The sequence below is a fragment of the Streptomyces sp. Y2F8-2 genome (genome assembly GCF_014905555.1).
Classification (GTDB): domain Bacteria; phylum Actinomycetota; class Actinomycetes; order Streptomycetales; family Streptomycetaceae; genus Streptomyces; species Streptomyces cynarae.
Genome location: NZ_BNGS01000004.1, coordinates 652004 through 675814 on the forward strand (window position 1 = coordinate 652004; position 23811 = coordinate 675814).

General features: G+C 67.8%; 21 protein-coding genes and 9 pseudogenes. 14 read left to right on the forward strand and 16 right to left on the reverse strand.

What is annotated here, in order from left to right; all coding sequences use genetic code 11:
• Positions 1–96: 96 nt before the first annotated feature.
• Positions 97–243: pseudogene (locus tag SY2F82_RS17285) on the forward strand (IS5/IS1182 family transposase); the annotation flags it as partial.
• 416 nt (positions 244–659) lie between these two features.
• Here the strand turns inward: SY2F82_RS17285 and SY2F82_RS17290 are convergent.
• From SY2F82_RS17290 to SY2F82_RS17300, 3 genes and pseudogenes are all read right to left on the reverse strand, one after another.
• Positions 660–1073: pseudogene (locus tag SY2F82_RS17290) on the reverse strand (transposase); the annotation flags it as partial.
• 245 nt (positions 1074–1318) lie between these two features.
• Complete coding sequence (locus tag SY2F82_RS17295; protein WP_200419954.1) at positions 1319–1870, reverse strand: SMI1/KNR4 family protein; 552 nt, start codon at positions 1868–1870, stop codon at positions 1319–1321.
• 202 nt (positions 1871–2072) lie between these two features.
• Positions 2073–2624: a YciI family protein gene (locus SY2F82_RS17300; RefSeq protein ID WP_200419955.1), complete on the reverse strand. Its 552-nt coding sequence runs from the start codon at positions 2622–2624 to the stop codon at positions 2073–2075.
• Here SY2F82_RS17300 and SY2F82_RS39900 point away from each other — a divergent pair.
• Both SY2F82_RS39900 and SY2F82_RS17310 read left to right on the forward strand, forming a co-directional pair.
• Positions 2623–3048, forward strand: coding sequence for a hypothetical protein (locus tag SY2F82_RS39900; protein WP_200419956.1), 426 nt, complete (start codon positions 2623–2625; stop codon positions 3046–3048). The genes SY2F82_RS17300 and SY2F82_RS39900 overlap by 2 nt on opposite strands.
• A 189-nt stretch (positions 3049–3237) precedes the next feature.
• Entirely contained in the window at positions 3238–3477 is a 240-nt protein-coding gene (locus tag SY2F82_RS17310; protein ID WP_200419957.1) for an NPCBM/NEW2 domain-containing protein, read from the forward strand.
• 343 nt (positions 3478–3820) lie between these two features.
• Here the strand turns inward: SY2F82_RS17310 and SY2F82_RS17315 are convergent, their stop codons facing one another.
• From SY2F82_RS17315 to SY2F82_RS17330, 4 genes and pseudogenes are all read right to left on the reverse strand, one after another.
• Positions 3821–5092, reverse strand: a complete 1272-nt coding sequence (locus SY2F82_RS17315; protein ID WP_200419958.1) for a helix-turn-helix domain-containing protein — start codon at positions 5090–5092, stop codon at positions 3821–3823.
• Between the two features lie 226 nt (positions 5093–5318).
• Positions 5319–5438 (reverse strand): annotated as a pseudogene (locus SY2F82_RS17320) (transposase); the annotation flags it as partial.
• 55 nt (positions 5439–5493) lie between these two features.
• Positions 5494–5916: an SRPBCC family protein gene (locus SY2F82_RS17325; RefSeq protein ID WP_200419959.1), complete on the reverse strand. Its 423-nt coding sequence runs from the start codon at positions 5914–5916 to the stop codon at positions 5494–5496.
• Positions 5917–5944: 28 nt separating this feature from the next.
• Positions 5945–6316, reverse strand: a complete 372-nt coding sequence (locus SY2F82_RS17330) for a VOC family protein (RefSeq protein ID WP_200419960.1) — start codon at positions 6314–6316, stop codon at positions 5945–5947.
• Between the two features lie 163 nt (positions 6317–6479).
• Between SY2F82_RS17330 and SY2F82_RS17335 the strand changes: the two genes are divergently transcribed.
• The 4 genes from SY2F82_RS17335 (at position 6480) to SY2F82_RS17350 (ending at position 8890) form a co-directional block, all read left to right on the forward strand.
• Entirely contained in the window at positions 6480–7295 is an 816-nt protein-coding gene (locus tag SY2F82_RS17335; RefSeq protein ID WP_236041552.1) for a helix-turn-helix domain-containing protein, read from the forward strand.
• 598 nt (positions 7296–7893) lie between these two features.
• The gene (locus SY2F82_RS17340; RefSeq protein WP_200419961.1) at positions 7894–8391 is read left to right on the forward strand and encodes a hypothetical protein; all 498 of its coding nucleotides are present in this window, start codon (positions 7894–7896) and stop codon (positions 8389–8391) included.
• A gap of 98 nt (positions 8392–8489) precedes the next feature.
• Complete coding sequence (locus SY2F82_RS17345) at positions 8490–8720, forward strand: hypothetical protein (protein WP_200419962.1); 231 nt, start codon at positions 8490–8492, stop codon at positions 8718–8720.
• Positions 8717–8890: a hypothetical protein gene (locus SY2F82_RS17350; protein ID WP_200419963.1), complete on the forward strand. Its 174-nt coding sequence runs from the start codon at positions 8717–8719 to the stop codon at positions 8888–8890. The genes SY2F82_RS17345 and SY2F82_RS17350 overlap by 4 nt, the downstream gene beginning before the upstream one ends.
• A 371-nt stretch (positions 8891–9261) precedes the next feature.
• Here the strand turns inward: SY2F82_RS17350 and SY2F82_RS38930 are convergent.
• The 3 genes and pseudogenes from SY2F82_RS38930 to SY2F82_RS17360 form a co-directional block, all read right to left on the reverse strand.
• Positions 9262–9487: pseudogene (locus tag SY2F82_RS38930) on the reverse strand (transposase); the annotation flags it as partial.
• A gap of 491 nt (positions 9488–9978) precedes the next feature.
• Positions 9979–10215 carry a hypothetical protein gene (locus SY2F82_RS17355; RefSeq protein ID WP_200419964.1) on the reverse strand — a complete coding sequence of 79 codons (237 nt, stop codon included), beginning with the start codon at positions 10213–10215 and terminating at the stop codon, positions 9979–9981.
• Between the two features lie 631 nt (positions 10216–10846).
• A complete protein-coding gene (locus SY2F82_RS17360) occupies positions 10847–11719 on the reverse strand; it encodes a trypsin-like serine protease (RefSeq protein ID WP_200419965.1) in 873 nt (290 codons plus the stop codon).
• Between the two features lie 204 nt (positions 11720–11923).
• On the opposite strand from SY2F82_RS17360, the pseudogene SY2F82_RS17365 reads away from it, so the two are divergent.
• A pseudogene (locus tag SY2F82_RS17365) lies at positions 11924–13010 on the forward strand (IS630 family transposase).
• A gap of 32 nt (positions 13011–13042) precedes the next feature.
• On the opposite strand, the gene SY2F82_RS17370 reads toward SY2F82_RS17365, so the two are convergent.
• Both SY2F82_RS17370 and SY2F82_RS17375 read right to left on the reverse strand, forming a co-directional pair.
• Positions 13043–13843, reverse strand: coding sequence for an inositol monophosphatase family protein (locus tag SY2F82_RS17370; protein WP_200419966.1), 801 nt, complete (start codon positions 13841–13843; stop codon positions 13043–13045).
• 24 nt (positions 13844–13867) lie between these two features.
• Complete coding sequence (locus tag SY2F82_RS17375) at positions 13868–14029, reverse strand: hypothetical protein (RefSeq protein ID WP_200419967.1); 162 nt, start codon at positions 14027–14029, stop codon at positions 13868–13870.
• Between SY2F82_RS17375 and SY2F82_RS38935 the strand changes: the two are divergent.
• Positions 13976–14288 (forward strand): annotated as a pseudogene (locus SY2F82_RS38935) (hypothetical protein). The gene SY2F82_RS17375 and the pseudogene SY2F82_RS38935 sit on opposite strands and share 54 nt — an antisense overlap.
• Positions 14289–14297: 9 nt before the next feature.
• On the opposite strand, the pseudogene SY2F82_RS17380 reads toward SY2F82_RS38935, so the two are convergent.
• Positions 14298–14482, reverse strand: a pseudogene (locus SY2F82_RS17380) (ATP-binding protein); the annotation flags it as partial.
• Positions 14483–14513: 31 nt separating this feature from the next.
• Positions 14514–15170 carry a hypothetical protein gene (locus SY2F82_RS17385; protein WP_200419968.1) on the reverse strand — a complete coding sequence of 219 codons (657 nt, stop codon included), beginning with the start codon at positions 15168–15170 and terminating at the stop codon, positions 14514–14516.
• Positions 15171–16351: 1181 nt separating this feature from the next.
• On the opposite strand from SY2F82_RS17385, the pseudogene SY2F82_RS17390 reads away from it, so the two are divergent.
• Positions 16352–16555: pseudogene (locus SY2F82_RS17390) on the forward strand (IS5/IS1182 family transposase); the annotation flags it as partial.
• A 29-nt stretch (positions 16556–16584) separates the two neighbouring features.
• Here the strand turns inward: SY2F82_RS17390 and SY2F82_RS17395 are convergent.
• Positions 16585–16838 (reverse strand): annotated as a pseudogene (locus SY2F82_RS17395) (GNAT family N-acetyltransferase); the annotation flags it as partial.
• A 27-nt stretch (positions 16839–16865) separates the two neighbouring features.
• Between SY2F82_RS17395 and SY2F82_RS17400 the strand changes: the two are divergent.
• From SY2F82_RS17400 to SY2F82_RS17410, 3 genes are all read left to right on the forward strand, one after another.
• Complete coding sequence (locus tag SY2F82_RS17400) at positions 16866–17393, forward strand: hypothetical protein (RefSeq protein ID WP_200419969.1); 528 nt, start codon at positions 16866–16868, stop codon at positions 17391–17393.
• Positions 17394–18720: 1327 nt separating this feature from the next.
• A complete protein-coding gene (locus tag SY2F82_RS17405) occupies positions 18721–19593 on the forward strand; it encodes an endo alpha-1,4 polygalactosaminidase (RefSeq protein ID WP_236041553.1) in 873 nt (290 codons plus the stop codon).
• Between the two features lie 283 nt (positions 19594–19876).
• Positions 19877–20737, forward strand: coding sequence for a restriction endonuclease (locus tag SY2F82_RS17410; RefSeq protein ID WP_200419970.1), 861 nt, complete (start codon positions 19877–19879; stop codon positions 20735–20737).
• A gap of 433 nt (positions 20738–21170) precedes the next feature.
• On the opposite strand, the gene SY2F82_RS17415 is transcribed toward SY2F82_RS17410, so the two are convergent.
• On the reverse strand, positions 21171–22376 hold the full coding sequence (locus tag SY2F82_RS17415) for an Ig-like domain-containing protein (protein WP_200419971.1): 1206 nt from the start codon (positions 22374–22376) through the stop codon (positions 21171–21173).
• Positions 22377–22982: 606 nt separating this feature from the next.
• On the opposite strand from SY2F82_RS17415, the gene SY2F82_RS17420 reads away from it, so the two are divergent.
• Positions 22983–23798 (forward strand): SDR family NAD(P)-dependent oxidoreductase, encoded by an 816-nt coding sequence (locus SY2F82_RS17420; protein WP_200419972.1) that lies wholly within the window; start codon positions 22983–22985, stop codon positions 23796–23798.
• Positions 23799–23811: the final 13 nt, after the last annotated feature.

The following is a 23811-nucleotide window of genomic DNA, read 5'->3' on the forward strand; positions in this document are numbered from 1 at the left end:
CTACGCCCAGATCCGGAAAGATTCCCAGCAGCGGATCGTCCAGCGTGGTGCGCATGCCCGCTGCACCGATCCAGGACTGCGCCCAGAGACCTCCTGCAGCCCGCCGACCAGGTCGGGAACCGGCTGCGGCGAGGCCGCGCCGGAGGTCGCCCGCCCGGATTCGATGCCGGCCGAGGCCTACAAGCAGCACAACACTGTCGAACGACGCATCAGCCGCTCAAGCAGTGGCGCGGCCTGGCCATGTGAACGGACAAGCCTGCGTCGTGCCATGGGGATCTTCCTTTCTGGTGGTCGCCCCTGGCTGAGCGACCATGACGGTTACAGAAAACCTGAAGCTCCATCAAGAGACTTGAAATCCAGGTAAGTTGCGCCGTTTGGCTGCGTAGGTCGGAACGAAGAGCGGTTGTCTACCAAGGTGGCGCCCAGCTTCCCGTCAACCGCTACACCGAAGGTCACCTCCACCTCCTCGGGACGGCGGACGGCGGACGGGATGGGGAACGTGGGTGTTCCATTCGGTGACGACGTCGGTGGCGCGGTGGACGGTGGCGTGGCTGACACAGACTTCGCGGGTCGGGCCAGAGCGTCCGCAGGTAGGACATGGGGATCATGTGCCCGGTGCGGTGATTGTCTCGTATCACGACGATGCCGACCATGGCCTCGGTCCGCTCCACGACCCAACGGTGTCGTCCCAGGCGTCGGGATGACTCGATGCCCTTGCGGGCGAGGCGGTGCCGGATACCGGGAGAAGCGAGCCATCGGCGCAGGTGCCGGTAGCCGTAGCCCTTGTCTCCATGCAGCTTGCCGGGCCGTCGGCGTCGCGGGCCGCGACGTGAGCGGATGGAAGGGATGCCGCGGACCAGCGGGGATGAGGGCCTGGCTGTCGTGGAGGTTGGCGGCGGAGGTGGCGACGGACAGGGGCAGGCCCTGTCGGTCGACGATCAGGTGGATTTTCGTTCCCTTCTTGCCTCGGTCGGTCGGATTCGGTCCCGTCGGCTGCCCCCTTTGAGGGCCCGGACGCTGACGGAGTCGATCGCGCACCGCGACCAGTCCAGCTCACCCCCGGCACCAGCTCGTCCAGGACCAGACGATGGAGCATCTCTGCACCAAGTCAAGCCCCAAAGACGGCAAGTTACAGACAGGGGGTATGGCTTATCTGGTGTCCTTTCGTTCGTGACGTAACGCGTCACTGGCTTCGTTGATCTCTAGGAACAGCGTTTGGCGACCGGTTCCGGAGGCAGTTGGTGATCACCTGGCTCTCGGATCTCGATGAGAAACGACGGCACTGTCGTGTCCACGACGTGGGACGGCCAGCCTCTCGTCAGAGCGGCTGGCCGTCGAGGGGGTCGCCGGAGCCGGGCTTGAACGTCGTGCCGAGGTCGTACTGCGCAATCCCGAAAGGTTGAAAATCGGCATCGGCAAGGACGCGGTAGAGAAACTCGGAGGTGGACATGTCGTACCGGTGCCATGCGCTGACGTCATCGGACCGCGCGAGGACGGGGTAATCGCCCGGCCGCTCGGCATCGATCAGCCAGAAGTACTCGTCGGCCCATTCGGTGGAGCCCCACTCAATCAGCCCCTTGCCGCCCGGCGCGTAGATCGCATAGGGGTCGACGGCGGAGACGTCTCCGAGCCTGCTGTCCCGGTCGGTCGACAGGGAGACCCGCCACTGTGTCAGGAAGTCGAACGAGATGCCCTCGTCTCGTCCCAGAAAATGGACGGAATCACTGAAGACGCCGCCGCTGAACGCCTCGTAGAGCTCCTTGTAGTCCGTCGGCAGCGGGACCCCCAGCTCTCCCTCGATCGCCGCCCAGTCGACGGAGATCCCGAGCGGCTCCCACCCGGTCAGTTCGATGACTCGCTGAACCCACATACAACAATCTTTTAGTACCGGTCTTCGTTCCGAGGTTCCTCAACCCCCTCGAGGCCCGCGAGTTCGCAGGAACTGAAGGTTCTTCAGCGCGAACTCACGGGCCCAGCGGTGTGCATCAGACTGATGCATAGGTGAGTTCGGGTAACACGAGGATGCTGAGTGGTCCGCAGGCTTCGCCAGAGATGTCGGCGGACATCCTCGACTATGACGGGCGCCCGCCGAACTGCCAGTTGTGCACCTCGATGTCGGCGTACCGGTCCGGGGTCAGGATGGCACGTGCCGTGTCCGGGTCCGGTGCTCGGACCAGCGCCGCGGTGCCCAGCCAGGTTGCGCCGTTGTCGGACAGCAGCGGTCCGAAGGCGATCAGCTCGTTCCGGTCGGGCGGCACCGCGAGGTCGGCGGCCTGTCCCGTGCCGAGGCCGATCACCAGGTACCGGTTGCCGCCGGTCCGGCCGCCGGGAAAGTCCCACATGGTGCGCCCCAGCGTGTTGCGCCACCGTCGTAGCAGCACGTCCCGGTAGACGCCGGCCTGGTAGTTCGGCTCGTCGAAGGCGAATGTGCGGGCAGCGGCGGGATCGGGCAGGTCGACGATGTGCACGCTGCCGGTGGGTGTGTCGCCGTCGTCGGCGAGAGTCGGGCCCCGGGCGATCATCTCCTTCGCGTACTGGTCCATGTAGGACCAATGCTCTTCCCCCAGCTCGTAGCGCAGTGGCAGGGAGGCGGGCCGGTCGCGGTGGTAGCAGAAGAACTCCATGCCCAAGGATCTCTTCAAGGAAGTAACCAGGTCGAGCGGGTTTCACTGCGAGGGTTGCTCGGCGGCCACACATGCGGTCGGCTTCCAGGAGCGCGCGGGTGAACGCCTCGGGAGCCTCCTGCGGGACGTTGTGACCGATGCCCTTCAGCGTGCGGTGGACGTACGGTCCGGTGAACTTGCCGCGGTAGGCCGCGCCGTTGTCAGGCGGGGTGAAGGGGGCCAGCGCACCGTCGAGCGTGACGGTGGGCACGTGGATGGGTGGACCTTCGGCAAGCCTCGCCTCGAGGTCCTCGTAGCGCGGGTCGCCCGGTGCGAGCCCGAGCCGCCAGCGGTAATTGTGGATGACGATGTGAACGTAGTCCGGGTTGTCGAACGCCTGGGCGGTGCGGTCGAAGATGGCGTCGCTGAAGTGCCAGGTCGGTGAGACGTTGCGCCAGATGAGCTTGGCGAAGTCGCGCCGGTACTCCGCAAGGCCCAACTCACCCCGCTCGGTGGAGAAGTAGTACTGGTACCACCACGCCCGCTCGGCCGCCGGGGGGCAGGGGTAGGTGGTTCCTGCTCTGGGCGAAATCCGTTTGAAGACGGACCCTACCGCGCCGGCAAGTGCACGCGGATGACGGCGTACGTCGGAGTCGACGAGGAGACAGGCGGCGCGGGAACGGTGACGTTCTCCGTGATCGCCGACGGCAAGACCTTGGTCACCACGCCGACCATCCGGGGCAGACAGGCCGCGGTGCCGATCGACGCGGACGTCAGCGGCGCGCAGGTGATCGGCCTCAAGGTCGGCGACGCGGGCGACGGCAACGGCAACGACCACGGCGACTGGGCGATGCCGACCCTGACATGCCGTTAGCTGTGCGTCGGCGAACGCCTCTGACAGCGGGTCCTGGATCTGCTGTCAGAGGCGTTCGTAGAGGTCCGGCCGGCAGGACGCCGTAGGCGCGATGGCCGGCCGTACCCCGGCAGCATGGGGTGGGGGAGACCAACCGGCATCGACGCCGGCTCACCAGCGAGCCGTTGCCGCGGCGCGATGGCGGCGTCAGCACCGCCGGCCCCTGGCATCTGAGCCACGGCCAGGCCGCCAACACGGCTGCCGGCGGCAGCCGGTTCCTCTCCAGCGGCAGGCTGTGTTGAAACGTCGTCGAGTGCCGGGAGCAGCCTGACCGGTGATGTTCCTGCATGGGCGCGCTCAGGGCCTACAAGAGGGAGAAGCCCCCTGTGCCGTGTCCCGTGAGTTCGTGCATCTCGATGGCTATTTCCCCATCGGAGAACTGCTCCGCTTTCAGGGCACCCACGATCTCGGACTCCGCCTTGCCGACGTCGTTGCCGCGGATCGCCGCGATCAGCCCGACTTGCAGCTGGCGATCCCCGTCGGTCATTGCGGCCAGAGCGGCGTATCTCTGCCCTTCCGCGAGTTGGGCGGCGCACCATGCGGCTCGCAGGGGTGGACGGCGTCCGTTCACCGTGGTCGACATGACCCGTCCGAGGAACCGTGGGAGCTTCGGGTCGGCGCGACATGCTTCCAGCCAGTGCCGGACCAGGAACCTCTGCTGGATGGCTCCGCCCAGGAGAAACAGCCGCAGATCCTCGCTGTCCCACTTCCTGTTCGCAGCGAAGTACAGCTCCTCGCGACCGCAGCAGAGCGCCAGTCTGTGCCGGAGTTCTCCCGGCCTGTTCCACTTCTTGAATTTCCTCATGATCGCCCGCTCATCGACTTCGGTATCAGTGACCGCCCTGCCCGCGGTCAGCAGGCGCTGAATTTCGGCCCTGGGCATCCAATCGGTTCCGTCTGCATCCCGCAGCGGCACCGCGACGGTGTGGCCGGGCACCTTTCCGGGCCTCCCGGACGGCGCCGGGATGACGAACACCTCAGCACGGTCCTGCTCCGGAATGTCGATGAAGACGACTCTCTGCTCACCGTCGTCGGACCAGTCGACCGTGATGCCTTGCGGTGTCGGCAGGACATGCTGACGAATCAGCTTGCGTAGCTGATCAAGGTTGACTGCGGACCGCTCGAGGCCCGTGAAGCTCTCGAGCACCTCCTCGTCACCCTCCAATCGGGTGGCCATGCCCAGGACGATCAGTCCGCCACCGCGATTGGCGAAAGCAGCGACGTCCTTGGCCAGTTCTTCCACCGCCGCAGGATTGCGCGGGTCGCACGGCTGCTTCTTGGCGTCCAGCCGCTGTCCCTCACGCAACCCGCGGAGGACGGTGGGTCGTTGTGCGCGCAGTGATGCGCGGAGTTCTCCGACATCCAGGTCTCTGACGCTCCGGCCGACACTCCGTTCCGTGCCTGTGAGTGTGTCGACAGTCGTCTGATGGCTGACCATTTCGAGATCGTCGTCCGCACGGGCCCCGGCGACCGAACGCAGGCTCGGGCGCCCCGTCCGAGCATGCAGTGCATGTGGTTCGGCAGTCGGATCTGCCGAGGTCGCGCCCTGCTCGCCATGGGTACGTTCCTTGGCCACGTCCCCGTTCCCCGTCCGCCTCCGTCACCAGCCGTCCGATTCTGACAGTGTGACGAGGCAGCCGCCATCGGACAGAAGGCGTAGCGGGGAAGGACGGGACCGAGAGGGGGCAGTAGATCCACGAGCCCTGATCCGCCGCCCATCACCCCGCAGGCGAAGCCCGTGCAGGCGCGGCGCGACGCCCGGTGCCGCTCGATCTCGGCTGTGTCCGCCAGTGCGAAACCCGCCACGTGGGCGGGTTGGCGACCGCACCGTCGCGGATCTTCACGTGGATGGCGTCGATGAAGACCACCGGATAGACGGAGTCCAGAGGTCGGCTCTGCCATTCGGCCATGCCCTCCAGAACCAGCCGCAGTAGCCCTTGACGCGCCGTCCGGGCTGCACACTTATCCCGGCCGGTGTCACCGGTCAGCCGATCGGGGCGCCTCGCGGTCCAGGGTGTGCTTGATGACTCGGAGTCCTTGATCGACCATCTCGGCGATGGGCGCACCGAGGCTATCCGGCGTCACGTCGGTGATCCAGACGAAGCGGCTGCGGTTCTCCTCCTCGGCAACCACCTGCATGGAAGCGTGGTGATGCGTGGGCTCCAGAGAGCCACCGACCACCGCGTAAGCGATTCGTCTTGTCTTATCGTCGATGTCGACGATGAGTTCGCGCACCACGGCGCCGTTGGCGAAGGTGACGGTCCTGACGTCGCCGTCGACGCGGGTATCGGTGACGTACCCCGGTGCGAGGCGGTGGTGAACCTCTCCGAAGTCGCGGACCGCCGCCCACACGTTATCCGGAGTGTCTTCGATCAGCACTTCGCGGTGAATGGATGCCATGAGTCTGTCTCCTTCTCGAGTGGAGAGGTCAGTCGCCGGTCGGAGCGGCGGTGAGGCAGAACGGGGGGCCCTCGGGGTCGGTGAGGACGATCCACTGACCCTCGCCCGGCTGGAAATCGGGCCGGGACGCACCTAGGTCGAGCAGTGCCCCGGCCGCGGCGTCCAAGTCGGCGACGGTGAAGTCGAGGTGCATGTACTTCAGGCCCTCGGGCCAGCTCGGCGCCTCGTAGCCGTCCACGCGGACAAAGGCGAGCTGGACGGGGGTGCCGCCGCCCAAGGAGGCAAAATCCTGGTCGCTGTGGGTGATCTCCCACCCGGTGGTCTTCTGGTAAAACGCGGCGAGCGCGGCCGGGTCGGCGCAGTCGAAGACGACCGTGCTGAGCTGCTTTAGAGCAGACATGCCAATGACTCCTGGGAATCGAGTAGGGGGAATGAACGCAACGGCGTACGAGGAGCCCGGAAGCCCTCGCATGCTGCAAGCGTCCTCCCGGCGGCGGGATCCGGTCTTGAAGATCCTTGCAGCGGGGGCGCGGTTGTCAGACCCCCCACGTAGCGTGCGACGGGTGCTCACAGCCATTTCTGTTGCCAGCCGCCCCGACTTCAACATCAGCGCGGTGACCTGCCGTTCCGACCACGACCGCTGGTCGGCGCCGGAGGTGCGCGCCGACTACCGCGTGGTGCTCGTGCGCCGCGGCCGGTTCCGCAGGAAAGCCGCAGGCACCCCAGCCGACATCGATGCGACCCTGGCCTACCTGGGCGCACCGGGCGAGGAAGAGAGCTTCGCCCATCCCACCGGCGGCGACGTGTGCACGTCGATCAGCGTGACACCGAAGCTGTGGCGCTCCCTCGCCGGAGACACCGAGGCACCGGCCGTCCAGACCTTCTACGTCGATCCACACCTCGACCTCGCCCACCGCCGCCTGCTCACCGCCGCTTGCTCCGCAGACGTCGACTATGCGCTCACCGAAGAGCTGCTGATCCTCCTGTCGACCGCCATCGGCCGCACCGTGACCGGACCGACCCCGCTCGCTCCCACCTCCTCGGGGCGCGACCGGCCCCTCATCGCGGCCGCCCGCGAGGCGATCATCGAAGACCACCCTGCGTCGGACACGCTGTTCTCGCTCGCCAAGCTCCTCGGCGTCTCCCCCTACAGCCTCAGCCGGGCCTTCCCACGCGAACTCGGCGTGACAGTCACCCAGTACCGCCAGCGCGTCCGGATCGGCAAGGCCCTCGACCGCCTGGAGGCAGGCGAGCACAGCCTCAGCACCCTCGCCGCCGACCTCGGCTATGCCGACCAGGCCCACCTCACCCGCACGATGCGCCAACACCTCGGTCACACACTGACAGCTCTTCGCCGTCTGCTCTCCCCAACACGCTGACCCCCGTCCATGAGCACGGTTCTCGCTGAAGACCAAAGCGCTGCTCCACCGAGGCCACGGAGCGCCCTACGGCATCCCGTCCACGGGGTGTCGGCCTTCCGGCACGCAGGGAATTGCGCAACGTCGAAGTACTGCCTCTTCACCAGTAGCACGGCGAGGTGCAGCAGGGCCGATGTCTGCGCTGCGACAAGCACTTCCGGGCAACGCCGTGCACAGTCTGCGGGAGCTGCCGCATCGAGGGGACCTACGGCATCTCCGGGATCCGTTTCACGACACTGCCCCAGACCGTTGAATGCAAGGACTGCCGCAACGAGATCCCGCGCCCGACCCCGGACACGAGGGACCGTAGGAGCGCTAGTCCTCGCCCCCGAGGCTGTGGTTGAACCCTTCGAGGACGGGGTCCAGTTCGGCGGCGCGCCGCCCAGGCTGCACAGTCAGGTGCTGGGGGCCGTCCAGGGCCCGGTCCAGATCCTGAAGCGGAGCGCCGGGCGGCGCTGACGGCGATTCGCGAAGACGGCTCTGTCCGCAGTTTCGTGAATCCCATCGCCGTGGACGGCCCGGTCGTGCTGCTCTGCGCCGCGTCGTGGATGATCACCCCATGGGCTCGGTGCAACCGGATGTGACGTGGCCGTTCACCGACGGCGCCTTTCCTCAGAATCTGCTGGCGATCGTGCAGCGGACGGTGGCCGACGGTAGCCACCCGGCGCTGATGGTGATCCATGATGACGAGCAGGACTGGCTTCTCGCTGACGGGCTTCGTGATCCGAACGCGGACGGAGCGTCGATCGTCTGCCATCTAGATCACGTACTCAGCCTCGACCCATCTCTCGCGGCTTTGGCCAGCCTTCCGCCTAGCCATATTGCTGAGTCGAGGTCCTGGCGGAGGAAGCCGGCGAAGCCCTTCATGGGCTTCGGTGCGTCCTTTTCGGCCTGCCGGATCCACTCCGGCAGGAGGTATCCGCGCTGGTGGCGGACCAAGTCGGCGAAGGCGCGGGCAAGGTCGCAGGCCCGGGTGATGTCCGGGCAGGCGAACCGGAGCACACCGGCGTGCGGCAAGTCGTTGAACAGCACGTTGAGCGCCAGAGGGGCCAACTGAGATGCAGGTCGGCCAACTGAAGCACTCCGTCACAGCCATGTGGCGGCTCCGGCGCGTCGACTTGGCCAGAAAATCGAACGAGTAGCCTAATTGGGCACATGGAGCATGTCCCCTTCCCACGTGACCTGACCGAGCTTCAGGCGGACTGGCAGCGCACGTACGCGGCGCTCGCCGTGCCGCGTCCGATGCACACCACGGCACTGCGCCGCTGCCTGCAGACCTTGTCCAGCCGGCTGCTGTTTCACCCGTACTGGTCCCGCCCGGGCTGGGTGCCAGCAGCGCGGGTGGAGCTGCGCGGCCAGGCCCGCGCGCTGGGACAGCTGCCGTGACGACGCACCTGGTCCGCGTGCAGCTCGAGGCTGGTGGCCCGGCGGTCACCGGGGAGGCCGATGGGGCGACCGCCGACCGCACCAGGCGTGACTGGGTCGGGATGTACGGCAGCGACGAGAAGGTCGTCATCCGGCTCGCCGAGGACGGCGGTGGGAGCGAGCGGTGCTGATGGCGTGGAAGTGGAGACGGGATCGGACGGCGGTCACCCATCGGGCCCGCCAGGGCGTGTATCGGAAGTGGGTCTTGGAGCGGCTCGGTATCTGGGCATACAAGCCTGTCTCGCAAGATCGGCAGCGATCGGTGGGCAGGTACTGGTAGTAGTCGGCCGTGGCAGGTGACCTGTGGACCCCAGTGATTTCGATGGTCGGTGTGGCTGTAGGTGGTGCGTTGACGTATCTGACCCAGCGCACGACGCAACGGGCAGCTGACCGGGCTGAAGAACAAAGGCGGGCTGCGGCGCAGGCGGAGGAGCGACGTGCCGAGCAGATCAGGACCGTGCTGGAGTTCGCTGGTGCATCGGATCCCGCGACGTCGCAGCTAGGCGCGGTTCTTCCGGGAGGCGTATGCCTTGTCGGCGCGCACTCGATTGGGTCGGGTGCGCGGTCGGCCGGGCCCGATGCGCGGCACGCGGACCTTGTCCAGGACGGGCTCGAACTGCGGAGAGTCGCCGCGCTGCCCCCGCCGTGATGACGATCGACATCGGCTTTTGCCGCTGCTCAACAGCCAGATGCAGCTTGGTAGTCAGGCCACCGCGCGAGCGTCCGAGTCCGTGGTCGGACGGTTCGACGGTGGTGCCGCCGGGCGGAAGGCTCCGGGTGGGCAGCGGCGGCTCGAAGGAGGGCGACCTGCCCGATCGGGCTCCGGGACGACACCTTCCGCCGGTGTCAATCCGAGGGGCACAGGCGGCTGTGCGAGGTGCTGTGGCACTGGGAACTCGGCGGCACGCCCCTGGTAGGCGACGGTCGTCCCGCCCCTTGCGAAGCACGCCGGGTTCGGGGCCGCGGCCCAGGCACGGCAAGGGCTCTCAGCTGGTGGCACGTGGCGCCCGGGAGCGGTCAGTGTACGACCTGCGCGTCATCGCCGGCCTTCCGTTGCGTTGCCTATGGCGCGCCATGAACGGCTGTTGCGTGTGCAGGGGCGGGCGTGCCGTGTCGTGTGTGTGCGACTGCCCAGGTGCCACTGCTCCGCGGATGTGTGTCTGGTCGCGGCCTTGAGCAGTTCAGTTGGCTGTCAGGGGCGTCAGCCCAGTCGTGCGGGTCAGGCGTGGTCTACGAGTTCTGCTTTGCCCTGCTGACGGGCACAGTGCGCGCAGCAGAAGAACTGCCCGTCGGCCTGGAGGCCGTGACCGAGGATGCGGCATTGGCAGTTTTCACAGATCGGCGCCATCCGCTGGGCGGCGCACTCGAGGCTGTCGAAGGTGTGGACGGCTCCTCCCTTGGCGTGCACTTCGAAAGACATCTCGTAGTCGTTGCCGCAGACGTCACACACGGCCATGGACGCTCAACTCCTCACAGCTTCCCGGATGGGACCGCTGCCGGTACCTGCGACCAACAGCGTCCCTGACGGTAGTGAAGAGATGCCGACTGTCCTTGGGCGGCGCGTTGGCCTGCGCCCGAGCGGTGCACAGGAATCACTCGGCCGGGCGCGGCGGTACGCGGGCAGCCCGGGCCTGCGCCCGTCCAGCCAGAACTGCCTCCGACTCTTTGAGTGGGTGACCACGAATCGTTCGCGCTCTTGAAAGCCGGGTAGAGGTGCGGCCGCCGCCTCGGCGGTCGGAGCTGCGGCCGCCGGTGTCGGCAGCGTCGCCGCGGCTGATCGGATCGCGTTCCGTCGGCCGGGGGCCGCGGGGTCAAGTGACGCCTTGTGAGGATTTCTTGCGGAGGCTGGCAAGCTTCGCAGTGTGTTTCGCCGCCAGCGCTGACAACGCGCGACGACGCTTCCCCGCCGGGTGGGCGGGGAGAGGTGGCGCCACCAGTCGGGTGACCGGGTCAGCGCACCGCCGGAAGGCTTCCGGTCCGGTCGCCGGACGGGCCTGCCGCCGATGGCTCGTCTGAGCCGCAGTCGGCGGCGGGCCCGGTAGCGCGGTAAAAGCGCTGCGGAGGTGGCGGGCTGTGCCTGGCGGGCGCTACGGCAGCTTCACGAACGGCGCCAGGAAGGCGCGGGCGCCCGGGGTGTCCAGGCGGTACGACACGTTCGTCGCGTAGCACGGGCCGTCGCCGGTGATCGTGGTGGCCGCAAGTACGTTCCGGCCGCCGATCACGGCGAAGTTCGGGCCGCCGGAGTCGCCGTAGCAGGCGCCGCCGTTGCCCTGAGGTGCGGTCATCGCCAGGCGGACCCACGCGTCGTTGAGGGCGTCGAAGGTGACAGGCGCCTTCATCCGGACACCGCCGCCGGGGTGGGTCTGACCGCCGGGGCCGCGCTGGGCCTCCTGGGTGCCGTATCCGGCGACGAACCAGTCGGTGGAGTTCAGCGCCTGCGGGCCGAGCGCGCCGAGCTGGTTGGCGGTGGGCAGCGTGGCTGGAGTGAAGGTCCAGCGGGCCTTGACCTTGGTCGCCGGCAGCTCGATCACCGAGATGTCGTGCGGGTCGGACGCGGGCCCGGGGTAGTCGGGATGGCTGTGGGCGGTGCCCTGGACGGCGATGGCGCCCGCCTGCGCGGCCGGATCGCCAGGGTACTTCTTCGCGGCGGCGTCGAGGCCGGCCTGCACGTCCTGGTCCAGGGACACGTAAAACTTCACGTTGTCGGGCCAGTCGGTGGTGCAGTGCGCGGCGGTCAGGAACGTGTCCGCGTCGATCATGGTTCCGGAGCAGACCCAGTCGACCCGGTCGGGTGTCGTGGGGTCGCCGTCGTTGTCCCAGGTCGCGACCATTGCGCCGACCTCGGTGCGCTCGGGTGCGGGTGTCGCGTTGTAGGAGTTAATGGCCGAGGACGGCAGGGCGGTGGCTAGCACGGCGGCACAGGCTGCGGCGGTGACGGCGGACGCGCGTAGGACGGTCAAGAGAAACCCTTCTACCGATGGGACGGGTGTTCTCCTGTGGGGGGTGGAGCAGCGCCAGTGAAGCGCCTGGGGGCGGCCGCGACAAGAGCACGCCCGCCCTTCCAGGGTTTTCCCTCAGTAGTGCTCTGACCGGGAAGGTTCGCCGGGGTGGTCGTCTGGGCGGTTGGATGCACGGTGACGTCCGTTCCGACCGCTGGAGGTGTCGTGGCCGAGCCTGTGCGGGTGCGTAGGTTGACCGATCAGGAGGGGCAGAAGCTGCAGCAGATCGTGCGCCGGGGCAGCACCAGTTCGGTGCGCTACCGGCGCGCGATGATGCTGCTGGCTTCGGCCGGTGGGAACCGGGTGCCGGTGATCGCGCAGCTGGTGCAGGCCGATGAGGTCACCGTCCGCGACTCTGAACCCTCAGTGGGCGGGAGGCCGTCCCCGCCTGCTCAGCCTTGACGACGAGGACTTCGTCGTGCAGACGGCCACCACCCGCCCGACCAAGCTCGGCCAGCCCTTCACTCGCTGGTCCATCCGCAAACTCGCCGCCTTCCTGCGGAAAGTGCACGGCCGTGTCATCCAGATCGGCCGCGAGGCGTTACGGTGCCTGCTCGCCCGCCGCGGCGTCACCTTCCAGCGGACCAAGACGTGGAAGGAGTCGCCGGACCCTGAGCGCGACGCCAAGCTGTACCGCATCGAGGAGGTGCTGGAGCGTTTCCCGGACCGTGTCTTCGCGTTCGACGAGTTCGGGCCGCTCGGGATCCGGCCCACCGCCGGGTCGTGCTGGGCCGAGCAGGGCCGGCCCGAGCGGCATCCCGCGACGTACCACCGCACCCACGGGGTGCGCTACTTCCACGGTTGCTACTCGATCGGCGACGACACCCTCTGGGGCGTCAACCGCCGCAAGAAGGGTGCCGCGAACACCCTGGCCGCGCTGAAGTCGATCCGGGCCGCCCGCCTCGACGGCGCGCCGATCTACGTCATCCTGGACAACCTGTCCGCCCACAAGTGCGCCGACATCCGTCGCTGGGCGAAGAAGAACAAGGTCGACCTGTGCTTCACCCCGACCTACGCGTCCTGGGCCAACCCGATCGAGGCCCACTTCGGACCGCTGCGGCAGTTCACCGTCGCCAACTCCAACCACCGCAACCACACCGCCCAGACGCGGGCTCTCCACGCCTACCTGCGCTGGCGCAACGCCAACGCCCGCCACCCAGACATCCTCGCAGCTCAACGCCGTGAACGTGCTCGGATCCGCAGCGAAAAGGGCATCCGCTGGGGCGGCAGGCCTCCTCAAGTCGCAGCCTGACCCAGCCCGGTGAAGCCCATGCAGGCACAGCCCTAGCTTCGGCTGCGTATCATCGACATCAGCAGCCCGTGGGTCTCGTCGTCGGCGGCGACCACAAGCCCACGACCGGCCTCACCAATCGGGGCACCATCGATCCCGGTGACAACGCAGCCAGCAGCCCTACACAAAGCGATGCCAGCCGCGAAATGCACGCTCCTGGGGAAGTCGCCACCATCGGTGACATACGCGGCGCGCTTGCCGGCAGCGACCCAGGCCAGCGCCAGCGTCGTGGATACGACGCGCGGCCTGAAACGTTCGACGAACTCGGGGTGAGCCAGCAGATCCACGGCCCGGAATCCGGGCGCACTCGGGAACGGCGGATCCAGGTTGACGTCCACCAACCGGGTAGCAGGCGAGGGCGTCAGTAGTGCGTCGTCGGCCCCGTCATGCCGCACCCAGGCGCTCTCCCCATCGGTGAAGAAGACCTCGCCGCTAAACGGGTCGGCCACCGCCGCCGCCCCATCGCGCAGTGCCACGTTCACGGCTACCAGCATGTTGCCAACGGCGTAGTTCAGCGTGCCGCACAGGGGATCCACCAACCACTGGCGCACAGCGTCGACGGCGCCCTGCTGCCCGCCTTCCTCGCCGAGCACCGCGTCATCGGGCCGTGCGGCACGGATGACGCCGAGGATCGTCTTCTCGGCCTCCACATCGGCGGCGGTGGCAAAGTCCCCCGCACCCTTGTCGATGCGGTTGAGCCGCTGGCCGTACATATTGCGGACCACATCCGCGCCAGCCCGCGCCCCGGCTATCGCGACTGCAGCATCGTCTGAGCTCGCGTATGAGTTGATCACACCGTGCAGACTATCGAGGCGAAGCTACCGCCCCGGCGAACCTTCCCGGTCAGAGCAGTAGGGGCTGTGGGTGGTCAGCACGGCGCGCGATGTGGTCGCGGCGAGCCGGGCGTAGGTGTGCCCGCACCGCAGGTGGGCGAGGACGAGCAGGGCGCAGTCGTGATCGGCGTCAGCCTGCGGGATCAAGGTGATCGGCTTCGGGCGCTCGCTCGTGTGGAACCACTTTTTCGGGTTGCCGCCTCGGCCGCGCAGGCGGCCAGCAGTTCGACTGCTTCCCGGGCAGTGGGTCAGATGGCAGTTGAACTACCGGTTCACCAACGCCCTGGGAATCCGCGGCTGGTCGTACTGGCTCGACACGTTCAACATCGCTTGCGGCCCCGTCGACAGGAATGTCTTCCTGTCAGAGCCGACCGTGATCATCGATGAGTGCGCTCCGGTTGGATAGAGCATTTCTGAAGGTCTTGGTCCAACCGCTGAAGGACTCGTTGGAGGCGATGACGACGCTGTTCTTCTCCTCGCGTTCGGTCAGGACCTGGAAGAGGAGTTCGGCGCCACGACGGTCGACTTCCATGTAGCCGAGTTCGTCGATGCAGAGCAGGTCGACGAACCGTATTGGGCAACGGTCTCGGTCAGCTGCTGCCGCCGCAGCGGCAGCGTGCTGCCCGATGGCTTACTCGGCCTGGCCGGCTTCTGCCTGGCCCCGGACTGGCGTGGTCGCCTGCTCGGCCGCACCGGGGGCGGTGTAGAAGACGGAGCTGCCCTGCTTGGTCCGCTGGGCCTGGTTCTTGGCGACGAGTCCTTCGAGGGTGGTACGCACGACGGTGGCCTTGATGCCTCGCTCGGGATGCGCCTGGCCGAGCGCGGTGGCGACTTCGGCCGCGGAGCGCGGTTCGCTCTGCTCGGTGAGGTGGCTGCGGACGAGTTCGACCAGCGTGGGCTGGGCCGCCTTCGCGGCTGCGGCTTTGTTGCTGGAGTTTTTGGCCGCCGGCGCCGGCTTGTTGCTGGTCGTGGCGCTCTGTGGGCCGGCTGCCTTCTTCGTGCGCGTCCGTTTGCCCGCGCCGGGCTCAGCAGCGGCCTTCTTGCGCGGAGCAGGCACCGCGGCACCGTCCGAACCGGCTGTGGGCTGAACCGGCGCCGGCGAAAGCCCAAGGACCTGCTGCACCTGCATCAGCACGGAGTGGTCATGCTGCAGCGCGGCCAGCTGCTCCTGCAGTGCAGTGATCTCCGCATTGATACGTTCCTGCTCCTTGGCGTTGCGTTCGAGGTCGCTGCTTACCTGTGCGGCGTACTGCGATGTCAGTTCAGTGCCGGAATTCGTGATCGACATGGGTCGACCTTTCTCTGGGTTTCTTGGCGTGCATGCAGCACCTGTGGTGCAGGCGCAGAAAGCCGCGCACCTGCGTTCGCGCGCTGGGATCCGAGCGGCAGCGCAGATGACTGCTGCGCGTGGCCAGGCATAGAGATAGTACGGATGGGTGGAGCCTGTTGCTCTTCTTGAGTGACGACTATTTCTCAACCTGAGCTTCATGGTTCCAATTAATGGGGTTGCCTGGGGCATACAGCGGGATGACTTCAGGCCTGCTGGTGGGGAGTTGCCACAGGACTTCGTCGGTGTCTTGGGTGTGACGCCAGGCGGCCGGAGCGCGGCTGCTCGTCAGCCGGTCCAGCAGTTCCGCGGCCTGGTGAGGAGAGTGTTCGGACAGGCGGGCGAGGACGTCAATGTCGGTGCTGCAGTGGACCTGGGTGGAGGTGTGTAACGCGACCACGAACGCGGTCAGTGCAGGGCATGCGGTGCGGTGGGCGGCATGAGCAGCGGCGCGGGACGCAGTGCCCAGTGCGCGGCATGGTGGTGTGCGCTGCGACCTGGAACCTGATCCACGACCGCGGCATTCAGCAGCCGCACTCTGAAGTGGGCCGGCCTGAGATCCGGTATCTCGAGCCAGCCGGTGTGAGCCAGTTCCTCCCACAGTTCCCTACGGCCGCGCAACGCATGCCTCTGAGCAGATCTGCCGGCAGCCGGACGTGACCGCGGGTGTGTCGGCCCGCAGGGCGCACTGCAGGGCCAGTAGTCTGGCGGCAGATGAGGTGAACCGGGGTAGAGCGGCGGCGAGGTAGGTGAGCATCTCCCGCACCCGCACCCGCACCCACACGCGCTGGTCGAACCCGGACTCGAGTCTGTTGCGTCGGGGAGTTGACGGTCAGCGGGAAGGACGTGGCCGGTAAAGGCCGATCAGGGTGTTTGGCACCACGGCGGTATGACTCGTCGCCGCCGCGCAGGCCGCACACGTGTCAACCAACCGCCAGGTGCGGCGGCCGCGGTCGCGAGTGAGGGCGAGCAGTACCGGCCCCGCACATCCGCGATGACGCGGATGCCAGCAGCAGCCTTGCGCCCGGCACTGGCAGGTGCGCAGATGCCCCGGCAGTACATGGGCGGGTGTGGCAGGCAAGATGCGTCAGGGCTGCGGATCGCGTAGAGCTTGCCTTGAGGGGAGGAGGGTGTGCGGTGCAGTGAGGGCAGTTCAGCGGTGGCACGTCGAACGCACCCACGCCCGGCAAAACGCCTTCCGCCGGCCGGCCCCCTGCTACGAACGGCGCATCACCGTCATCGCCGCCTTCTTCGATCTCGCCGACATGAGCATCACCGTGTGCAGCTTGACCCGACGGGCATGGACCACCTACCGCTGGGACGAACGCCCCAAGCGCCGACCATGACCACACCCCTATCCGCGCCGCCTCCTAGCTCAACCGGACGGCCTGATCGAGGACCATACGACGAACCACTGCTCGGCGCCGTACTTCTCGAATAGCTCCACCTCGGTGAAACCCAGCTTCGCCGCGAGGCGTAACGAGCGGTCGCTGGCGGTCTGGATGCAGAGCACCACCGGCTCGCCGGGAAGCGCGCCGGCGAACCAGTCGAGGGCCGCTGCGCACGCCTCGGCGGCGTACCCGCGTCCCACGCCTCCGGAAGGCGCATGTAGCCGAGCTCGGGCTCCCCGGCCATCGGCTTCGATAGTCTGCGTCAGTGGCTGATGCTTCGCTGAGATTCGTGATCGACGCTGATCATGGGCAGTTCTACGTTCAAGACCTCGCCCCCTATGACGCGTGGATCGCCGAACACGCGACGGACCCGACCCTGGCACCCGCCGGCTGGACGAAGGAAGCGGTCTACGTCCATCGCATCGGCGTTGAACCGCACTCGATCTCCGTCGGCACAGCGCGGGACGACATGGTCGAGTCGTTGATCACCGTTCACCCCTCGGCGCCGACGACGGACCCGACGGCCGAGCACATCGTTGAATGCGACCTTGACGCCCCAACCGGTCAGCTCACCATGTCCAGCCCCGGTACCGACCCCGAAGATGGGCCGAGCTTGGCTGTTCCCGCTGGAATGCTACGCGTTCGGGTCTCCTACATCCCAGCCGGACCACCGCCAGTCGACACCAACGGAGGCCCCGGTGACCACTTCCTGTATCAGGTAGATCTCTGGGCATCCGACCGGGGTCGCGGACTCGTTGTCGTCAAGCAGGGGCCAGAAATCTGGGCAGGATAGCTCCTCGTCTCAGTTTCTCCCGCATAAGGGGTGGGTTGGGGTTTCCTCCGTGGAGATCAACAACATGATCCCGGAGGAGGAGCCTGTCCTCGAGGTCTCGCCCACCCCGGACGGCCAGGACTGGGTGCGGATGCGCTTGTACTGCCACGCCGACGACCCCGAGCCCGGCATCGGCGACCACGGAGAACGTCACCTCGTCCAATTGTGGCGCGCCCCGAGACGCCGCCTGTCCACCCCGATATCACCGAGGCAGACCGTCAGGCGCGCGCCGACTACGGGGCGAACATGGCCATGCCTGTTGAGGACTACACCGCCACGTACACGCAGACGTAAGCCCCGGTCGACTCGGGGGAGGGTCGACCGGGGCGGTCAGGGAGCGGGGGCGGAGGGCGGTCGCCTCTCGGCGAGTGGCTCCGTGGGGCTTCAGCCGAACGATCGTCCCCACGGGCGATAGGTGAGGCCCGGGGACACTGTCCCCTCCGCACCCGCACCCAGTTGAACCGCGAACCAACCTGGTTTGTTTCGCTGCCCTGCGTGAGCTGCGCCACTGCTTCCGAGACCAGTTGGCCAGGCAGGATCCTGGCGCATGCATGCGTAAATCCGCAACGGCACTTCCCGCCGGAGCTCCCCACACCGACCACACCACCGAGTAGGCTCGAACAGGTCAGGAACACCCGACCATGCCCCCGACCGCCGTCGTCAGGTCGACCATGGACGTAGGCCTACGCGTCGGGGTCGTGGTGCAGGTCCAGGAAGATGGACCTGAGCGGGCGCGCGGAGGTTGGACCGTCACACGGCTCTGATGCCGGTGAGGTCATCCGTCGTTCAGGGCCGCCTGCCCCGCCCCACACATCTCGTCACCGCGTACCGGGGGCCGATGGGGATCAGCGACGACTCCGAGGCCAACAGGGCCACCGACAAAGCACGAAGGGCCTACGCCAGTGGTCACGGTGCTCGCCTGCAAGTTCGTCGAGACCAGGAGGAGCAGCATCGGCACAGGACCGCAGCAAGCCCGGGCTTCACCGCAACCCGTTACCTCTTGGGCAACAGCGCTGGCCGTCGTCCTGCCTTGGCGAACCCTCGGTCAGCAAGTGAACAGCAGAACGCCGGGTCGGTGCGTATCGGGGATCCGAGGTCCGCGGGTCGCGTGACCGTGCGCCTTGACTCGGGCCGCCGTCGGACGCTTTGATCATGGCGTGCCGGGCCGTCGCTGCGATACGGCAGAGGTGGGCCCAGCCGGTAGCGGACAGGGTCCAAGTCCGGCCCGAGTCGCCAGGACTGCGGCAGCATCCGAGGCGGGGTCGTACTGGCGATGGATGGAGCGGACATGTCCGTCATGCGTGTGGCCCGTGTCGGAGCGGCCGCCGCTGTGGTGGCCCTGTTGGCGGTCGCCGGCTGCGGCACCAAGGCCGACACGGAGGGCCCCTCGGACGCGAGCCCAGGGCAGAGCCGGTCGCAGGCGTCCGCCTCGCAGAAGTCGACTTCCACCGCGGTCAGGCTCCCACCTCTGCACGCCGGGTTCGACTACCAGATCGGGGGCGCCTATCCTCCGCCGCGCGGAGTCCGCGTCGTCAGCCGAGACCGTACGGCGTCCCCCGCGCCGGGCCTCTACAACATCTGTTACGTCAACGCCTTCCAGGCCCAGCCCGGCGACGAGAAGACATGGCCCGCCGATCTGCTGCTGCGGGACAACAGCGGCGAGGTGGTCGTCGACCAGGACTGGAACGAGGCGCTGCTCGACATCGGTACGGCGGCCAAGCGCGCCCGGGTGGCGACGCGGATCAACCAGTGGATCGACGGCTGCGCCGCCAAGGGCTTCGACGCGGTCGAGCCGGACAACTACGACAGCTACACCCGCTCCGACAACCTGCTGAGCGCGCAGGACGCCACCGCCTTCATCACCCTCCTGTCGGCCCACGCGCACGCCCGCCATCTGGCCATCGGCCAGAAGAACACCCTCGGTCTGGCCGGGCAGCGCCGGCGGACCGGCCTCGACTTCGCCGTGACGGAGGAATGCGGGCAGTACGACGAGTGCGCCGCGTACGCGAAGGCCTTCGACAACCACGTCGTCGACGTCGAGTACACGGACAGCGGCCTGCGCAAAGCCCTTGCGGGCTACGGCGACCGGATGAGCATCGTGCGCCGTGACCGGGAGGTGTCCACGCCGGGCAACCCGGGCTATGTGCGCAGGACCACCTGATCTGTGAGCACGTACGGGTCGCCGTACACGAGGTCCGTTTCGCCGGGAACGACGCTGCCCATGGCGACCTGGTCGACGACCCGATCAGCGCTGCGGAAACGGAGTCGATTGTTGAGCGGACGGACGAGCGGACGGACATGCTGTTCGAAGGAGTTTCATCGAGCGGGCGAAAACGGCCGCCGAGGCTGCTGCCCGGCAGGCCCGGGAATGGGCCAGCTCCACGGCGAGCGCCAACGGCGCTGGAGTGAGCGGCGCCTGGTCTGGATCGCGTCAGGGATACTTCATGGCTGTGACGAGCGAGAACACCCCGGCGGTCAGACCGCCGCAGCCTCCGGCCAGACGTCAGATCCAGTCCTGGCAGGAGGCCGAGCACAATGCCGCGGCCTGGATGCGCCACTGGGGGTACGAGGACGCCCGTGCCCAGCCCGGCGGTAGCGACGGCGGGGTCGACGTACGCTCGCGGCAGGCGCTGGGGCAGGTCAAGTACCAGGGGGCCGCGGTGGGGCGGCCCGAACTGCAGCGCCTGTTCGGGGCCCGTGGCCGGGCCATGGACAAGGACCTGCTCTTCTTCACGGGCAGCAGCTACGCCGCCACTGCGCTCGAGTACGCCGCCGAGAACGGCATCGCGTTGTTCGTCTACGGCCTGGACGGCTCGATGACCGCGGTCAACGCCCCGGCCCGCCGTATCGCCACGGCACCGTCTCCGACACCGCCCGCGACACCGGCACCGGCCTTCGCCCCCGCGCCGCCCCTCGCCCCTGCGCGGGAGAGGCGACCCGGCACGGGCCGGATCGTGCTGGGCCTCGTCCTGACCGCCGTTGCGCTGTTCACCCCCGGCGGCGAGGGCTTCGACCCCCGCCCGAACCGGCCCCTGGTGACGCTGCTGATGCTCGTCGTCCCCGCGGTCCTGGTCGTCTCGGGCCTCCGGGAGAAGTCCCGCCGCCGCTACTGGCCGACCGGCCTGGGCCTGTTCCTGCTGGACCTGCCGGTGGCCTGGCTGACCAACGCGCGGCTGTGGCGCGGAGACACCGCCGACGTCCTGGTGCCCGCGACGCTGACCGTGTTGTCCCTCACGGCCGCGACCCTGCTGATCCGCTGGAACACCCGCGGCACAGCCGCACCCTCGGGCGAGCCGGCGACCTAGGACCTCGTGTGGATCATGCCGCGACGCGGGAGCTGGCACGCGCATCAACGCCGGGAGGAGCAAGCCGCGCGCGGGGTGACAGGACGGCCGTAAGGACAAGGTGAAAACTTACGTCTTCGCCACGAAGGTCTCGCTCGACGCATCCAAACAGGTGGCGTCGATCACCCTGCCGGTGACGGCGCGACGGGCACTGACCGCCGGTTCGCCTACGCCTTCGGCCGGTAAAGGGCACCGCAGGCACTCACCCCGGCGGGTCGTTCCCGGGCGCGAGCCCGGGAACGACCCGCCGGGGTGGTGAGACCCGGCCTCCTCGCCCCTGTGCGGGCGTCCCGGCGGATGAGGCGAGTGGCGTGAGAGAGCCCGGTCGACGCCGAGCGCGGTGCCGCTGTTGTCACGGGGTCTCGCAGGGGCCAGGACGGAGAGTGGCGGAGTGTCAGGGGGCCGTGCTGCCCGCGACCCACTCGCGCCACGGCATGTTCCAGTCGCTGAGGCCGTTGTCCGGGGCCAACAGGGTCTTGCCCTCGGAGTTCTTGACGATCACGACGTCACCGATCATCGAGTTGTCGAAGAACCACGCAGCGGGTTGTTTGTCGTCGCCGCCGCCCATGACATCCTTCAGGCCCACGCAGCCGTGGCTGGTATTGACCTTGCCGAAGACCGAGTCGGCACCCCAGTAGTTGCCGTGGACGAACGTGCCCGAGTCGGTCAGGCGCATGGCATGCGGTACGGCCTTGATGTCGTAGGCGGGCTTGCCGTCCTTCGTGAGACCGACGGTCGCACCGTTCATATGGATCTTCCTGAACTTCTCGGAGATGACCATCCGGCCGTTGTACGTCGGATGCTCGGGGCTCCCGGACGAGATCGGGATGGTCTTGATCGTCGTGCCGTCCCGTACGACGGTCATCTGCTTCGTCCTGGCGTCGACGGTGCTGATCTGGCTCCGGCCGATCTTGAACGTGACCGTCTTCCGGACGCCGTGGAGGGTGAGCTTGACGGTGACGGTGGAGCCGGGCTTCCAGTAGTGCTGGGGGCGGAAGTCCAAGCGCTTGCCGTTGAACCAGTGACCGACGACCCGCTGCCCGCTGCTCGCGCTGACCTGGATCTCCGACTCCACGGCGGCCTTGTCGCTGACCGCCTTGTCGAAGTTGACCACCACCGGCATGCCCACGCCGACGGTCGAGCCGTCCTCGGGGGAGAGGTGTCCGACGAAGTCGTTGGCCGGGGAGACCGTGGTGATCGTGGCGTAATCGGTGGTGGACCGGCCCCCGGCGTCCTGGGCCTCTGCGGCGATCTGATACCTGGTGGCCCGCTCCAGCCGGCCGTTCGGCTTCCACGAGGTACCGTCCGCGGACAGGGTGCCCTGGATCTCGGCACCGGTCGCGACGGCGGTCATGGTCACCCCCGTGAGCATGCCGTTGCTGACAGTGACTCTGACGGGGTCGTTGATTCCGACGTGGTGAGCACCTTGCCCGGGCGTGATCTTTATTCGGGCGTCGGAAGCATCCTGGGCGCCCGCGTGGTCTACCCGAGTCTGCGATTTCGGGTGATTCCCGGTGGTGCTGACGCTGGTGGCAGCGTTACTGGTGCCGGCGGTGGCCGTGAGTGCGAGTACGCCGCCGAACACGCCGGCCGTAGCCATGAGCCCGGTGCGTCGCTTACCTGCCGTGATCAAACGCTTCTCCCATGCCACTGGTCGTTGAATCCCTGGAGCTGAATACCGGAGGGCTGTTATTGGTCAAAGAACCATTTTTATGTCATTCATGTGCATTGAGGCGAGCAAATGTGGTGAATTCCACGCGCTGCGAAAGTGTCGCCAAGGCTCTGCTCGACGGCCGGATGGCGCGTAGCCGATTTGTTCTCGCCGCCCGGTGGAGGCCATGGCCCGCACGCCGCGATCGGCGTGTTCCCGGTGGCGGCGACAGCCCGCACAGCCGAGGGCGGCCGTCGAGCGCAGTGGCAACGCCTTCGTGAACGGGGTGCACGCCGCCGTTCTCGTCACCGCCGTCTGTGCGTCGTGGGCGCTCGATGCAGGTGCTGCACGCCCGCCGGAAGGCCGCCGCACCGCAAGGCGATCTTCGTCACCGGCGACCATTACGACGTCTACGAGCACCTACCACTGCGGCAACATATGGTTCATGCCACGCGCCGCACACCGCGGTGATCAACTGGATTCCGCGGCGCAGCCGAGCCCCTCTGCGTAGGATCACACAGCCTGATCGCCAGCAAGTGAGGAAACCCAACGACTATGTCGAAAACACGAGTTGTCGTCGTCACGGGCGGTGGTTCCGGCATCGGTGCGGCGACTGCCCGGTTGCTGCGGGCCGAAGGCCACCATGTCGTCATCGGTGGGCGGCGGCCCGAGCCGCTACGGCAGTTGGCCGACGAGACCGGCGCTCTGGCGTACCCCGCCGACCTCGCGGACCCGACCGCCGTCCAGGACTTGGTCGAAACCACGGTCTCCCGCTACGGCAGGCTCGACGGACTGGTCCTCAACGCGGGCATCGGACGCGGCGGCGCAGTGGGAGACCTCTCGGACGAGACCTGGGACGAGGTGATCCGCACCAATCTGACCGGCCCGTTCCTGATGCTACGCGCCGCTCTGTCGCACCTGTTGAAGGCCCGTGGCTCGGTCGTCGCGGTCTCCTCCGTATCCGCGCTGCGCAACGGGAAGGGCAACGCCGCTTACGCCACCTCCAAGGCCGCCCTCCTGCAACTGTGCCGTTCGGTGGCCGTCGACTACGGGAACCAGGGGCTGCGGGCCAACACCGTGTGCCCCACCTGGGTGCGTACTGAGATGGCCGACCGGCGCATGGCCCGGTTCGCGGAGGAGTCGGGACTGGGCGGCGGGGTCGAGGAGGCGTACCAAGAGGCCACGAAATTGGTGCCCACTGGGCGTCCGGGTGACCCGTCCGAGGTCGCCGAGGCGATCAACTGGTTGCTGTCGCCCGCCGCGTCCTTCGTCAACGGTGCGGTGCTCACCGTGGACGGCGGGATCACCGCCCTCGACCCGGGAACGGTACCGTTCGACTTCCGCCTCGAAAGCCGCGCCGGCGGTCACTGACGACGGTGTCGTC